General features: G+C 28.9%; 6 protein-coding genes. All 6 read right to left on the bottom strand.

Annotated elements, in window-relative coordinates; translation table 11 throughout:
• Positions 1-4498: LamG-like jellyroll fold domain-containing protein (locus ACLR9T_RS12075; protein ID WP_413109771.1), on the bottom strand; the 4498-nt coding region annotated here is incomplete at its 3' end.
• 535 nt (positions 4499-5033) lie between these two features.
• Positions 5034-6899: a fructose-specific PTS transporter subunit EIIC gene (locus ACLR9T_RS12080; RefSeq protein WP_413109772.1), complete on the bottom strand. Its 1866-nt coding sequence runs from the start codon at positions 6897-6899 to the stop codon at positions 5034-5036.
• Positions 6900-7018: 119 nt separating this feature from the next.
• On the bottom strand, positions 7019-8548 hold the full coding sequence (locus tag ACLR9T_RS12085; RefSeq protein ID WP_413109773.1) for an IS1096 element passenger TnpR family protein: 1530 nt from the start codon (positions 8546-8548) through the stop codon (positions 7019-7021).
• Between the two features lie 72 nt (positions 8549-8620).
• Positions 8621-9685 carry an ethanolamine utilization protein EutH gene (eutH, locus tag ACLR9T_RS12090; protein WP_413109774.1) on the bottom strand — a complete coding sequence of 355 codons (1065 nt, stop codon included), beginning with the start codon at positions 9683-9685 and terminating at the stop codon, positions 8621-8623.
• Between the two features lie 75 nt (positions 9686-9760).
• Positions 9761-10834 carry a tryptophan--tRNA ligase gene (trpS, locus tag ACLR9T_RS12095; RefSeq protein ID WP_413109775.1) on the bottom strand — a complete coding sequence of 358 codons (1074 nt, stop codon included), beginning with the start codon at positions 10832-10834 and terminating at the stop codon, positions 9761-9763.
• Between the two features lie 453 nt (positions 10835-11287).
• Positions 11288-15688, bottom strand: a complete 4401-nt coding sequence (locus tag ACLR9T_RS12100; protein WP_413109776.1) for a glycoside hydrolase family 97 catalytic domain-containing protein — start codon at positions 15686-15688, stop codon at positions 11288-11290.
• Positions 15689-16141: the final 453 nt, after the last annotated feature.

Genomic DNA, 16141 nt, shown 5'->3' on the forward strand with positions numbered 1-16141 from the left:
CTGGTAATACTGCTTGAAGCGCATTCCATGTTGATTCTGTATAATCACTTGCTGTTAAGTTAGCAATCTTATCCATCATTTCTTGTAATGCAATCTTATCACCTTTATAGAATTCTAACATCTGCATTACTTTAGCTAAACGATCAAATGCATTATTTACTTCTTCTTGACTTGCTTTTGCATTATCATATACAGTTTGAGCATTTTCTAATGCTGCTCTAAATTCGCTAACTACTACTGGTACAACATTATCTAATTGTTCTTGAGTTACTTCTTTAGCCATGTCAATTGCAATTGATAATGCTGTTTTATTTGTTATAAATACTAAAATATCATATGCTTCTTTTAGTTTTTCTACTGCTAAATCAATTTCTTCTTGAGTTGCATTAGGATTATTTAAAACTTCATTTGCTTGATTAACTTCTAAAGCATACAAAGCCAAAGAATCTTTAGTATAGATATCTGTACTATCAAGAATAATATTTGCCTCATTAATAGCTTCTTGTAATTTACTAAAATCAGTTTCCTTTTTTGCTAGAGGAATATCTGTTTTATAATCATCAAGCCAAATATCATTTTTATAATCTCTCGGTCTAATTTCAACTCTGTCTTCAAATACATTTATTTGATAACCAATTTGAGCTCTTGGATCACCATAAGATTGATATTTAAAAGCTGGTACATCAACTACACTACCATATTCAGTTTGATGTACTTTAGCTAAGTTTATCCCATTATGAACATGACCTGTGAAAATTACTGATTGTGGATAATCTTTTAAAATTTCTTTCAATGCTTCTTCTTGTTCACCAATTAAATCTAAAGATTCATGATCAGCCGTTCCTGCAAATGTTTGATGAATTTGAATAAAAATTGGTTTATCTTTACTTGCTTTTTCTTTAATTACTTCTTTTAACCAATTTAATTGTTCATTTGATAAATAAGCATTATCCTTTAAATCGCTCTCTGTATTAAGAGTAATAAAATGATAATCATTGATCCATGAATCAAAATATAATTTATCTTCCACACCATTCATATAAGGTTTATTATATTGTAAATATCTTTCACTAAATGGTGAAGTTCCATATTTACATGTTGGTACATTTGGTGCAGGTTCATTACGATCATCACCTGAACATAGCCATCGAACATCATGGTTTCCTAAAGCAACAATACTGTTAGTAAAATTATATTTACCTATAATATCATAAAATGCTTTATATTGACCTTCTGAACCACTATCAGTAAAATCACCTGGGAACATAATTGCTGAACTTGTTGGATCTAAAACTGAAATATCTTCTAAAGCATCAATTAAATCTTGTTGTGATTTATTATCTTTGTCAGTTCCATCAATATGAACATCTGAAAGAACCTGGAAACTCATTAATGGTGTTTCTGAAATTTGAAAACGATCAAATGCATTAGTTAATTTTTTTATTAATTTACGCATTGTATCTGCATCAGCATTTACTTTATCCTGATTAACTTCAGCTAAAACCTTTTCAAATTCAGTTATTTTTGTTTCATCATAACCTTCTTCTTTAGCTCTATTTAAGACATCAGTATAATCATTGATCTTCATTTCAAGACGATATGGCAGATAATTATCCTCAATTTCTGTAGTCGTAATCAGTCTTTTCATTACTCTTACTTCATCGATATATCCATCATTTAGCCCTTGTGTTTTATTACCATCTGCACCGATCACAAAATCTGTGGCATCAATGGTTTTACCAAATGTATCTTTAATATCAGTAGTTTTTTCTAAATTACCATCAACATAAGCACTAATTACATTATCACGATCAAAGTTTACAACGATATAATGCCAATTATCATCATTAGCACTTAATCCATAAATATCATCTCGACCACATCCCTCACCAGTATAATTAACTCGAATGCTATCGCCAAAGTTTCCAATATTCATTCCAATATTACCGCCAGTAGACCAGTCTTTATTAGAGATTATTGCAGCCTCTTTTCCCCCACCATCTACTGTTTTATACCAAAATGATAATGCAAAATCTTCTGTCGTGAATTTCAAATCTTCAGGCTGACCAAAATTTACATACTGCTTTGCTTTTTCCATTGTACTACCGTTATCATTTTGAATATGTAGTGCCTTACCAATTACCCCTTGATCGTAACTAACGTTACCAACGCTAGTTCCATGATTTTCACGTCCTGATTCATCATTTACATTTTCATCATCAAAACTTAGATATAAAACCTGTCCATCAATAACACCTTCAACACCATCTTTAACTGCTTCTAACTTAGTTTTGATATTATTTACTAATGTATCAATATTACTATAATCGTTAGCTTCTATGGCTGTTTTTCCAGCTGATATTGCAAGATTTAAATCTGCTAACTTATTTTGATCATATTTAACATTTTTAATTGCTTCTTGATAAAATTTATCTGCATCATTTACAATATACTGTAAATATGTTGTATCAAATTCATTTTTAATTTCATCTTTATTCATTAATCTTGAAAATACTTTTAGCTCATCAATATAAGCATCATCTAATCCGTTTTTAAAATATCCATCTGCACCAACTACAAAATTACCTACATCAATAGATTTACCAATATCACCTGAAATATCTGTTTTACCAGCAGCTGTATTATCAACAAATGTCTCGATATAACCATCACGATCAAAATTTACAACTACATAATGCCAAATTCCATCAATTGGCGCGAAGTTGTACACATCTCTACGACTATTTCCAGGAACAGCAAAATTAACTCTTAATCCTGTATTAAAATTACCAATATTGAAACCAGGGTTAGCACCAGAATTAAAATCTTTATTAGATATCATTGCTCCACCAGCACTTACACCATTATCGCTCTTATACCAAAATGATAATGCAAAATCTTTATCTGTTAATTTTACTTTATTTCCAAAATCAATATATTGTTCAGCTTTAGCACTCGTACTTCCATTTGAATTAATAATATGTGCAGCTTGCCCTTTTACACCATCAACATAATTTACATTCCCAACATTAGCACCATGATTTTTATTACCGCTTAAATCTTCAACATTTCCATCAAAAGAAACCTCTAAAAGAGTATCTCCAACTGGTTTAACATCTGGTTCTTTATATTCATTATAAAGTTTTTCTATTTCTTGATCAGATTTTACAGACTTAAATATTCTCATTTCATCAATATAACTATCAAGTAGACCATAACATTTATTTCTATCTGCACCAATAATAATATCACCTAAATCAATATTTTTATCTACAAAAGAAGATATATCTGCTTCCCCTGTTTTTTTACTATCTGTATAAGTGGTCATCATACCATCACGATCAAAAGTAACAACATTATGATGCCATGAATTATCTATAGCTGTAAATTTAATATCTTTACGACTACGATCTAATGCAAAATTTGCTCTTATTTCATTAGTAAAACTTCCAATTGCAAATCCATCGTTATAACCACTACCATAATCTTTATTAGATATAATAGTTCCGCCATCTTCATTTCCCACATTAGTTTTATACCAAAAACTGATTGTAAAATCTTCTGTGGTTAATGCAATTCTATTACCCAAATTAATAAATGAACTTACTTTAGCATCTGAACTTCCATTTTTATTCACTATATGAGCTGCTTTTCCATCTATACCTTCAACATACTCAATATTATTAGCTTCTCCATGATTATTCTTACCACTAACATCATTAGCATTTTCTTCATTAAATGTTAAATGCAAAACTTCATCTTCATTAAGATTATAATCAGTTGCAATTTCTTCTTCACTCATTAAACGAGAATATACTTTTAATTCATCAATATAAGCATCATTTAATCCGTTTTTAAAATATCCATCTGCCCCTACTACAAAATTAGCAACATCAATTGATTTATTAATATCAGTTGAAATATCTGTAGATTTAACAAATTCATTATCTAAATATGTATCAATTGTTCCACTACGATCAAAATTAACTGCAACATGATGCCAAACACCATCAATTGGTGCAAAATTATATACATCACTGCGATTACTTCCTTGAGCTGTAAAATTAACTCTTAATCCTGTATTAAAATCTCCAATATTAAAACCTGGGTTATTTCCAGAATCAAAATTTTTATTAGAAATTAATGCCCCACCAGCACTTACACCATTATCACTTTTATACCAAAATGAAATAGCAAAATTCTGATCTATAAACTTTATTTTATTTCCAAAATCAACATATTGCTTTGCAACTTCACTAGTACTACCATTGCTATTAACAATATGTAATGCTTTACCTTTTACACCATCTACATATTCAGGATTCCCTTGAATAATACCATTATTGCCACTACCTGACTTATCTTCAACATTTTCATTAAAATCTACATATAGCAATTTATCATTATCATCTAATGCAAAAGTTTTGAAGTTTGCTGAAGCAAAAAATAATGATAATACTATAAGTAATAAACTTCCCTTTTTTAAAACTTTTTTCATTATCCTTTTTCTCCTTTAATTATTGTCCCTATTAATGTTTCGTCATCCCCTTTAACAAAACACCTCCTTCCATTAAAGAAGTAACAAAATATTTGTAATATTTTGTTACTTCTCACTTTATATTAACCATAACACAAAAGCGCTTACATTGTTTTCACTTTTTATTAACTAATTTATCTTTTTTAATTCATTATTATATAAATAAAATTAAAAATATTGTTTTATTAACAAAAAAAGAAGCCAGGGGAGGCTTCTAATGATGGATGAAATTTATGGGAGAGGGAATCATCCATCAATTGAGTTGTAAAACATATATGAGGGGATCAATATATTTTACATATTATTATGGTTGTCTTTCGACAGTATTATCCTATCACCACTCTATGAATTAAATATGAACAATTTCAAAATTATTCTTTGATAAATTAATGTATTATCTAGGATTAATTTCCCCTATATATAAAGTTAATAAATTTTTGATCTTTAACCTTACATATTTATAACACCGACAATCAACTGATCATATAAAATATCCTTAACTATTTTCCTTCCATAAACCATAGATTGCACCACCACAAATACTTCCTGCTAATAATGCCACAAGAAAACGCAACGGATGAACCATTAATGGTAAGACAAAAATACCACCATGAGGTATTCCTATTCCACAATTATAAATCATTACAAGACCACTAGCAATTGATGATGCAATAATACAAATAACTGTAACTAATTGAGGATTTTTATGAACAAACGGAATAGTTCCATCTGGAATAAATAAAAGTCCTTTTAAAAAATTATCTTGACCCATCTTTATTTCCTGATTCGTAAATTTATGTTCAAAAAATGAAGTAGCAAAAGCTATGGCTAATGGAGGAACCATTCCTCCAGCCATAACTGCAGCCATAACATCAAAATTACCCTCTAATATTTGACTAATTCCAAATATATATGCAATTTTACTAACTGGCCCTCCCATATCTATAGCCATCATCGTTCCAATAATAATACCTAACATCAATTTTAAAAGTAGATTCATCTCAGTAATAAAAACTGCTATAACATGATTAAAATTTCCTATATAAGGGCTAATTAAATATGTAATTAATCCCCCTATCATAATTGAAAAAATCGGATAAATCGTCATTGATTTAACATTATCAAATTGTTTAGGCATATTTTTACACAACCTCTGTAAAGCTATAACCATGTATCCCCCTATAAAACCGGCAATAATTCCGCCTAATACTCCTGGATTATTTGGATCGTTTAAATAAGTCGTATTTAACTGTGTTGCAACCCCACAACTGAACCCAGATGCAAATCCAATCTGTGATGCTATCCCTTGTCCAATAAATCCTGCTAATAGTGCCACAATCATCCCTTGAACAGCATTGCCAAAAACATAGCTATTAGCCACCCAAACATTATCTACTAATGAACCTATATTAAATAAATTATAAGATACTGTCAGTGTAGCAATTGAAATTAATGCCCCTGCTCCTATTAATATAGGTAAAATTTTATTAATTCCTTTAATTAATTGTGTATATAATGTTTTTAAAATAGCAAGATTTTTATCAACCTTATTTTTCGTTTCATCTTGAAAGTTATATATTTCTGTTTCATTATTTACAGCTTTTTTTAATAATATTTCAGCATTATTAATCCCATCAGCAGTTTTAGCTATAATCACTGGTTTACCAACAAATCTGGTCATATCTATTTGTTTATCACTTGCAACAATAATACACTTTGCATTTTCTATTTCTGTTTTTGTAAGAATATTTTTAGACCCCATAGCATCATTGATTTCAACTTTAAATGGAATCTCCATTTCTTCAGCCTTTTTTTCTAAGCTCATAGCCGCCATATATGTTTGAGTGATTCCTAATGGACAAGCAGTTACTGCTAAAATTTCATAATTATCGTTTATTATTTCCGCCTCTGATTCCTTAGCAGCAATTAATGAAAGAAACTCTTTTGAATTATCAGCATTAATCAGCTGTTCTTTAAAATCATGATCCATTAACATCTGTGATATTTGTTGTATTACATCTAAATAAAGCTCCTCACCTTCTTTAGGCTCAACAATCATGAAAAAAAGTCTTGTCAAATGTCCATCTAAAGAATCATAATCAATTCCATCCTTTACAACTATAGCTGATATTCCTGGTTTATTAACAGCTTCTGTCTTCGCATATAATATAGCTATTCCAGTGTCTATTTCATTAATATTTTGAATTTCGTATTTTAGTATTTCTTGATTATAAACATTTTTGTCAATATTATTATCATTTACTACCATTAATTCAACTAAATAATTAATAACCTCGTTTCTATTTATAACATTTGCATTTAAATCAATTCTTTCTAAACATAATAACTCTGTAAGTTTCATATTATATCATCCTTATCAAATAATTTTACTATTTTTAGTATATATTGAGTTTCTTTATTCGTCAAACTAAGTATCTATGTAATAAAAGGTATCATCTAATTGACAATACCATTATCTATCTAATTTAATAATTCATTTTGTGCTAAAAGTTCATCTAATTTAACTTCTATCTCCTCTTCATTTTTACCATCTAACTCCTCAATTAACTCTTGTAAAAACGGATTATCTATCATTTCACTATCAAAACCAAAAGCATCTGCTATCGCTAAATCAATTTCAAAATCTGTATCATCCTCAACATAACCAATTTCATTTTCTTTTAAAAAGTTAAAAACCAAAAATAAGATATTTAAATTATTTATAACTATATGTCTAGGAATACCATTCTCTCTAAAAAAATCCGACATAACATCAATCAGTGCTTCTGACATAAATATCTTATCTGGAAAAATAATTTCCTTAAGTAAATAATCTTCTTCTGTTGCAACGATTGCATACATCTGTAACTCATTTGTTATATATGTATCAGGTGTTGGTAAACAAATCACATCAACACACACACGATCAAATAATTCCAACGATGACTTTAATTTGATTTTATCACAATATCCAATATCAAATTCAGTAATATCTATTTCTGGTTCATGAACATAAATTGAACTATTTTTAAATTTTCTATCTTTCACATCTATATCAATAATTTCATCTAGTTCACTTGTATTAGTATCATATGTTAAACCTATCAATAACTCTTCTAACCAATTCAATAATAAAATCCCATCATCAAGACTAATCAAGCTAGATAAATATCCTGGTTCATTAAAAAAGGCACCAATTGTTTGTTCCTCGTCTAAAGTTTCTTCCAAATCCATAGCACTATTAGATAACAAAAATGTATAACAATAACAAAATGCATGATTTATAGATTCACTTCGCAAATTATAAAAACCTCGTAATAAATCATCATAATTTTCAAATATTTCCACAACATATCCTTCAATTGTTTTAATAATTACCCAATATACTGTTATCGTACCATTTAATTTGATTACCTGATATGATTCTATGTTTCTTTTTTTTATTACATCTTTTAATTTATTTAAAACTAAAATAAAATCTTCTTTAATCAAATCATCATTAATAACCTGTTCAACTTCAAAACCTCTTAGACATTCATTAACATAATTAAAATCAAAACTTATTTGTTCACTATCAACTTCATTAATAATTTTTTCATATTCCTTAATTCCCCCACACTCTTCTAACAAATTATTACCAAAATAATCACATACTTCAGGAATTAAAACATAATCATCTAATGTATTTTCAACAATAATTTTAAACTCCCATCTATCATCTATATTATAAAAATAATCACAGATCATACCCTCATAAAAATAATCACAAACTTTTTCATTACTAAAAACAGATTTTAACTCTGAATTTATTTTTGTTCTATCACCTAAATTTATTACTGATATTCCTATTTCATATAACTCAAAATAAAACGTATCTTCATTATTTAACCCAAATATCTCCTGGATAATTAAATGCAGATCCATAAATGTCATTTTTGCTGGAACTTTAATTACTCTCCAAATCGGCTGAGTACTTCCCTGGACAAAAACTTTTAACTGATACCCTTCCATAAAGTTCTCCTTTTTATAAAAATATTATAACAAGAAAATATCTTAAATACATCATTGAGTGCTTTATTTTAATTATGCCTGTTCATTTTTATAAAACAGCATCACAAAAACTATCGCTAAAATACCCGCACTAATTTTAGTTAACATGTAAATCATGATTCCATGACTATCAGCTACACTAGAGATAAATCCTAATTGTCCTCCTAATACATAAGCTCCACTAACACTAAATGCTGCATTCATCATTTTGCCTTTGCGATCCATTTGACTAAACATAGGAATCATTGCAATACTAGTACCTAGACTCAATAACAAGCCTACAACACTAGTACTATTTATCCCTAATTTCTGTCCAATTATAAAAACAATTCTTGAAAAACGTTTAATGATAAGATCACTTAATATCATTGAACCACATACTACTATACACATTCTCAAAACAATTACTAATGCTTCACTAATTAATGCATTAGTGGTAAATGGTAGAGTATCAAAAAATAATTGTAAGATAACTAGTGCAAATAATCCAATACTTATTATTCTAATAACATAACCAAATAATGTTAAAACAAATAATGTTTTTTCATATGAAAAATATAATGCAATAATTAATACTAGACACAAAAGTAAAATTGGTAATAAATTAATTAATAAATTTGGTAACTGTAAATACCAGGCAACTACTATTAAAATTATTGGCAAACTTAAAATCCCATATATCAATCCATTTATAAAAGGATTTAAATCTTTCTTATTTAATGATGCTAAAAAAATTGGTAATTGGAAACTAATCGTTTGTCCAAGCGTTGATGTTAAAATCAAACCTGAAAAGATTAAAAAAGAATTATTATTTAACCCTGATATAATAGAAAAGCCTCCCATATCTGGTGCTAAGATACTACCAATAATAATAGATGGATCAAGTGATGAATTATTACTAACTGATTTAATTACATCTACATTATTTTGAATTAAAGTTATTGCAATACAATAAAATCCAATCATACTCATGGTAATACTACCCATTGAATTAATTCCTTTATCAAAGGATTCTACTAAACCTAAACGATTATTTAATGCTTTATCTAATAATCCTATTAAGCATAAAAATAACATAATTAAAATAAAAAAATTCATTATATTTCCTCTATTCTACATAATATGATTGTATTTTATCATTCTTATAAATAATAAAAAAGCCTAAATAGGCTTTTATTTAAAATATTCTGTAATACTATCTTGATTTTCAAAATAATTTATTTTCATTGCATCCTTAGCCCTTGTTAATGTTGCATTAGCTTTTAAATTAGCCTTTGCACATCCATCCTCTAAGACCTTCATAACATATGAAATATTTTCTTCTAATTTAGCACGTTTAACTCTAATTGGATTTAAAATTTCCTCTAACACATTAAACAAAAACTTCTTAATTTTCACATCACCTAAACCACCTTGGCGATAATGTTCCTTTAACTCATCAAGATTCTTATATTCAGGAAGATATTTTTCAAAATATTCATCTTTACAAAAACAATCTAAATAAGTAAAAACCGTATTACCCTCAACAGTCCCAGGATCCGATACTTTTAAATGGTTAGGATCAGTATACATGCTCATTACTTTCTTACGAACTTCTTCACTAGTATCAGCTAGATAAATACAATTACCAATTGATTTAGACATTTTAGCTTTCCCATCTGTTCCTGGTAACCTTTGACATACTTCATTTTCTGCTAGCATAATTTTAGGATCAACTAATACCTCTCCATAAATACGATTAAAACTATGTACTATTTCTTTAGTTTGTTCAATTAATGGCATTTGATCTTCACCAACTGGTACACATGTTGCATCAAATGCTGTAATATCAGCTGCTTGAGAAACTGGATAATTTAAAAAACCTACAGGAATACTAGTTTCAAAACCTCTCTGTTTAATTTCTTCTTTAATTGTTGGATTACGTTGCAATCTTGATACTGTTACTAAATTCATATAATAAGCTGTAAACTCAAATAAAGCTGGAATTTGTGATTGAATAAACATTGTAGTTTTTTCGGGATCTAAACCCACAGACATATAATCCAACGCTACCTCTAAAATATTACGACGTACTTTTTCGGGATTATCCGCATTATCAGTAAGAGCTTGAGAATCAGCAATCATAATATAAATTTCATCAAACTTACCTGAGTTTTGTAATTCTACTCTTCTTCTAAGAGAACCAACATAATGTCCTAAATGTAATCTACCAGTAGGACGATCTCCTGTTAAAATAATATTTTTCATTTCTTTACTCCTTTTCTAATAAAAAAGGCTTTTATCCTCAAGGATAAAAACCGATTTGCCACCTTGTAAGACACCATCATGTCTGTTTTTCTTAACGCGAAAATCACGGCGCCACTACTTCCTAAAGGTTCATTTTGCTTCTAACCAGGTCCATTCATTAACTGTTTTATCTTGATTCTCACCAGCCATCAAGTCTCTTAAATAAAACTCAGTTAATTACTCCTCCTAGATAATCGAATTTATTATCATTTAAATGATAAAACGGATAAGGATTTAAGTCAATACTTTTCCCTATATTCCTTATAAAAAACCAATTACCTAAACTAGTTTTTTAATATTATTTTTATATAAGAAAAGGACCATGAAAATACAGTCCTAATCTAAACGAAGAATCTTTGATATAATTTTAAAAATTTCTTGATAATTTATAAATCCTTCTCTTGATATATGATCTTATTTTTTCTTTCTTTTTTTATTCCCATAGAATCCTAATGATGCAATAGCTAAACCAAGTAATGGATACATCATCTTTGTAGTATCTCCAGTTTCTACACTTACTGTTGTATCATCTGGTTTTACTGGATTAGCTTCTAATCCTGCTAATGCTTTTGTTAATGCTGCTTCAGCAGCTTTTACTTCAGTTTCACTTGCCTCTGGATTCTCTAATACTGCCTTTGCATTTGATACTTCATTTGCTACTACTGCCCATGTGTTAGCACTGTAGTTTGCACTATTTAATCCATTTGCTTTGTTGATTAAATCTTGTAATAAATCTTTACTTGGTTTTAATCTTAAATTCAAGAAAGCTCTAACTAATTCATTATATACTTCATCTACTTCTTCCTGCATTGCATTTTCATTACCTAATACTTCATTAGCTTTTTGTAATGATGGTAACATTGCACTCCATGTAGATGGAATATATTGTTCTTCTATTAAATCATTAATTTGATTTACTTGCTTTTGTAATAATTCTTTGTTTCCTTTAAAGAATTCTAACATATGCATTGCATTTGCTAATCTAGTAAATGCATTATCTACATCAACTTGTGTAACATTAACATTTTCATATACTTCTTTTGCATTAGCTAATGCCACGTTGAATTCTTTTACTACAACAGGTATAACATTTTCTAAGCTTGCACTTTCTGCCATTTCGATTGCAATAGCCAATGCTGTTTTATTTGTTTTAATAACAACTTCAACTAAAGCTTCTTTAGCATTTTGTAATGCAGTTACTGCACTATCTACTTCTTCTTGTGTTACATCTGTTTTATTTAAAACATCTTTAGCATTATCTAAAGCATTTTTAAATTCTTTCCAGCTTGCTACTGTATAATCAATTTCTTTTAAAGTTTCTGCTTCAGCTATAACTTTTTCAAGTATACTTATATCCACATTCTTTGTTGCAAATGGAATAACTTGACTATCAATTGCAAAATCTTCAAATGTTGCTGGTATAGCTCCTTGTTTATTATTACCGTTTACAGCATATAATCCACCTTTTAGCTCACTATTTGCAAGAGTATCATTTGTATAAACGTCATTAAATCTTGTAAAGTTTACATTATCATAACTATAATATGAATAAAATTGATTACCTATTTTTTGAATTTTTAAATAAATAATTTGATCCGGATTGACATCTGCTGCTGTTTTTTCATAAAAGCTTTTTCCATTTAACCCAATTATTGATAAAATAGGTCCTCCGAAACTTGAATGAGAGCGACGTAGTAATCCAAATAAACATTTATCATTTGCATAAACTAATAATCCTGCTGATTGATAATTTCCTTCAGGTTTAAAATCTAGTTTTGTACTGATTTCAAAATCGTTCTTATCAATTGAATGTAATACAACATTTTTTGCACTCGAACTATCTGTATAAAATTCTCCTGGTTGAGTAACAACAGTCATTTTATTTTCATTTTGAATACTGATTTTTTCATAATCTGGATTATTTATTGTCCATTCATTTGTTAACGAATATTTTGGCATTTTAACATTTACTTGGCAGCTAGCTTTCATCGTATTACCAAATCCAGTTGAAGCATAGATAGTTGTTGTTCCTGGGTTTAAAGCAACAACTTTACCATCAGTTACAGTAGCTATTTCTGGATTTTCACTGCTCCATGTAACATTATTAAAATCTACATTTTGTGGGTAAATAGTTGTATTTAATTGAACGTTACTATATTGTTCTAAAGTAACTTCTGTTTGATCAATAGAAATTGATTCTGGTTCAGATGGTTTATCTTTCATAATTTTCATACAAACGCCACCAGTAGCTGGAATATCAAAATGCATTACATCATTTTTGGTAACTTCTTTATATGTAGCAACCATATCCTCTGGATTAGAACCATCTGTATAGATACTCGCATAATAAGTTCCTTCACCTAAAAAATCAAAACTATAGTCAATACTTCTTGCACCATTTACAATAATTCCTGCAAACCAGTCATCATTATGTCTACGAACAATATTTACATATTCACCTGGCAGACCATCTAATAGATGACTTTCATCAAATGAAGTTGGGAAATTTTTAAAATAAAAATATGCTGGAGAAGCTCGATAAACTTCTGGTCTATCAGCAAAACATTGAATACCACTTTCATAAACTGTTGCTAAAGCAGCCTGCTGAGTTACTGTAAAACTTCTTCGACTTCCTGAATTGCGATAAGATAACATTGGTGTATAATCTGCTGGTCCTACCGCATTTCTAGTAAATGGTAACATACAATTATGTCTAGCACTAACTTCACTAGGTAAAAATAAATCTTGTTCTGCTCCAAATACTCCTTCTCGTGTTAAAAGATTAGGATAAGTTCTTCTTTCCCCAGTTGTCTTATTAGAACCATGAATATTCAACAACATATGATTTTCAGCAGTTATTTTAGCAAGTTCATCAAAAAATTTCATTGTTGACTGCGATTGTGAATTAAAGAAATCAGGTTTAACTCCTTTAAATCCCATTTCTGCCCATTCTTTAATAACTTCTCGTTTAGCAGCAGTATTTAAATCTGCATTATTTGCCCAAACTAATAAACCAATTTCTTTGCTATTTGCATAATCTATTAAGTCATATGTCCAATCATAATAACCATCATAAACTTTTCCACTTCCAGAAGCTGCCTTTGGCTGCCATCCCTCATCAAGTAAAACATATTGCCAATTCATTTCAGCCGCAAAGTCTACATATCGTTTATATGTTTCAAAATCACTTGTACTTTCACGATTTAACCATGTCCATGCAGTTACCCCAGGTTCAATCCATGATGCATCAATAGCTAAATCTGGACTTAATGTTTCTGCCATAGTATTTTCATTAATTGCTGCCGTATCTCCTATAACAACAAAACGCCATGGAGAACTAAATGGTAATGATGTTTCTACGTCACTTGTTTGTTCAGGCGTAAATACTGCTTCCAACATTCCTTTTCCATTACCTTTAAGCATTGCTCCGCAATATTCAGGATTTAATCCTGCTTCACTAATTAAAGCATAATCACCAGAAGGAGTTTGATACAATAATGGCATACAATATTGATCTGTCAATTCTGATAGCTGCTTTTCATAAGCTACTGCTTCATGCTGATTAATATAATTCATCGCTTGAGCAATCGAATTTTGAGGTAATTGAAATTGAGAATACTCACTTTTAATTTTAAGTGCCTGACCATCAGTTCCCTCTATTGCATATTGAAATGCAATTCCATCATTATACACACGTACAATAACTTTAAAAATAATATTATCTTTTGTAAATGATAATATCATTTCATTACCACTTGCATTTATCAAAGATTTTTTTGCTCCATACAATGTATAAGAATCACTAACAACTTCATCTTTTCTCCCTACAAAAGTTAATCCATTAGAAAAATCTTGTAAATCAGTTTGTAAATTTAATTTAGAATCTTCAATAACACTATTACCATCTTTTGTAACTGCATAATGAATAGTCCCATCAATTAATGAAAATAAAGTTTTGATTCGATTATCTTGTGAAACACATTGCCATGAAGAATCTTGATTACCATCACCTACAAAAATATTAATAGTACTATTTTTAGTAATATTTTCATATGTACAAATTGTCGTAATTTGAGCAATACCATTTTTATGAGCTTGAATCATTCCATTTTCATCAACACTTACAATACTTTCATCACTGCTTACATATTGAAATACCCCATCATCAATTAAAGTTCCATCACCTAAATAAGCAAAACTTGATAATTTAGCAGTATCTCCAGTTTCTAATAAAGTACTGCTAGCAAATGTATCTATTTTTGCTAATTGCATTTGAATCTCATAATTTACAACAAACTTAGCATCTGCCCATATACTATGATCAGCAGTGATACCATCGCCACCATCTGTAGTTTCTAAAACAAATTCTTTTGTCCCCTCAGGAATTTCAACATCTATAAAAACTTGTTTATCACTTTCTTTCAACACATCATAATTATAAAGTTGTTTACCATCTGCACTAATAACAAATCCACAGCTTCCTTGTGTTTTAGAATAATTAACCCCTATATAAGATTGAAATCTTTCAAATCCTTTGCCTTCAATATCATATACAATTTTTGAAACTGCATGTGCACAAATACCCTTATCATATGTCACAGGACTTCCATTTTTTTCTGTCCGCAAACGTAATGGTAAATTTTCCAATCCTTTATCCTTTTGTGCAGTACTGTATCCGACTTTAACCGACTGCCACTGTAAATCACTAGCATAAATATATCCTGATTCACTAGCTAAGACATTACTCGTTGATATTAAAGGAATTATCATAGCTATACAAACAAGATATTTTGTAATTTTTCTTACAAATTTCATAATTTTATCCTCCTCTACACATAACATATTATTTTTTGCACTAAAAGATAAGACTAAATAAGCCATATGTCTTATGTTGCTTTTATGTATTGCCTACTTAAAGTAACAATCTTATCACATAAATTTTTCCCTTGAATATTTATATAAAAAAGCTTTATATTCCATAATAGTATAAAACCTATCTTTTATTTTTTCATCATTCATTATGCACTAAAAAAGTAGTTTTTATAAATATTTCTTACTCTCCCAATTTTTATTATAAAATCAATAATTTCAATAGAGTAAAGGAAAATTGATTTATTTTATCCCTCTCGTCGCACAATGCATGCCCTGTCTAAACAAATCTAAACAAGGAATCTTTAATGTAATTTTAAAGATTCCTTATTAATTTATAATCTTATTTATTTTTTCTTTTTTTATTTCCGTATAACCCTAGAGCAGCAATTGCTAGTC

Origin of the sequence: Thomasclavelia sp. (genome assembly GCF_047249845.1) — a bacterium.
GTDB lineage: Bacteria > Bacillota_I > Bacilli_A > Erysipelotrichales > Coprobacillaceae > Thomasclavelia.

Bases quoted from the DNA above. Each gene is read 5' to 3' on its own strand.
- ACLR9T_RS12080 (WP_413109772.1), bottom strand. From the start codon at position 6,899: ATGAAACTTACAGAGTTATTATGTTTAGAAAGAATTGATTTAAATGCA.
- ACLR9T_RS12085 (WP_413109773.1), bottom strand. From the start codon at position 8,548: ATGGAAGGGTATCAGTTAAAAGTTTTTGTCCAGGGAAGTACTCAGCCG.
- eutH (WP_413109774.1), bottom strand. From the start codon at position 9,685: ATGAATTTTTTTATTTTAATTATGTTATTTTTATGCTTAATAGGATTA.
- trpS (WP_413109775.1), bottom strand. From the start codon at position 10,834: ATGAAAAATATTATTTTAACAGGAGATCGTCCTACTGGTAGATTACAT.
- ACLR9T_RS12100 (WP_413109776.1), bottom strand. From the start codon at position 15,688: ATGAAATTTGTAAGAAAAATTACAAAATATCTTGTTTGTATAGCTATG.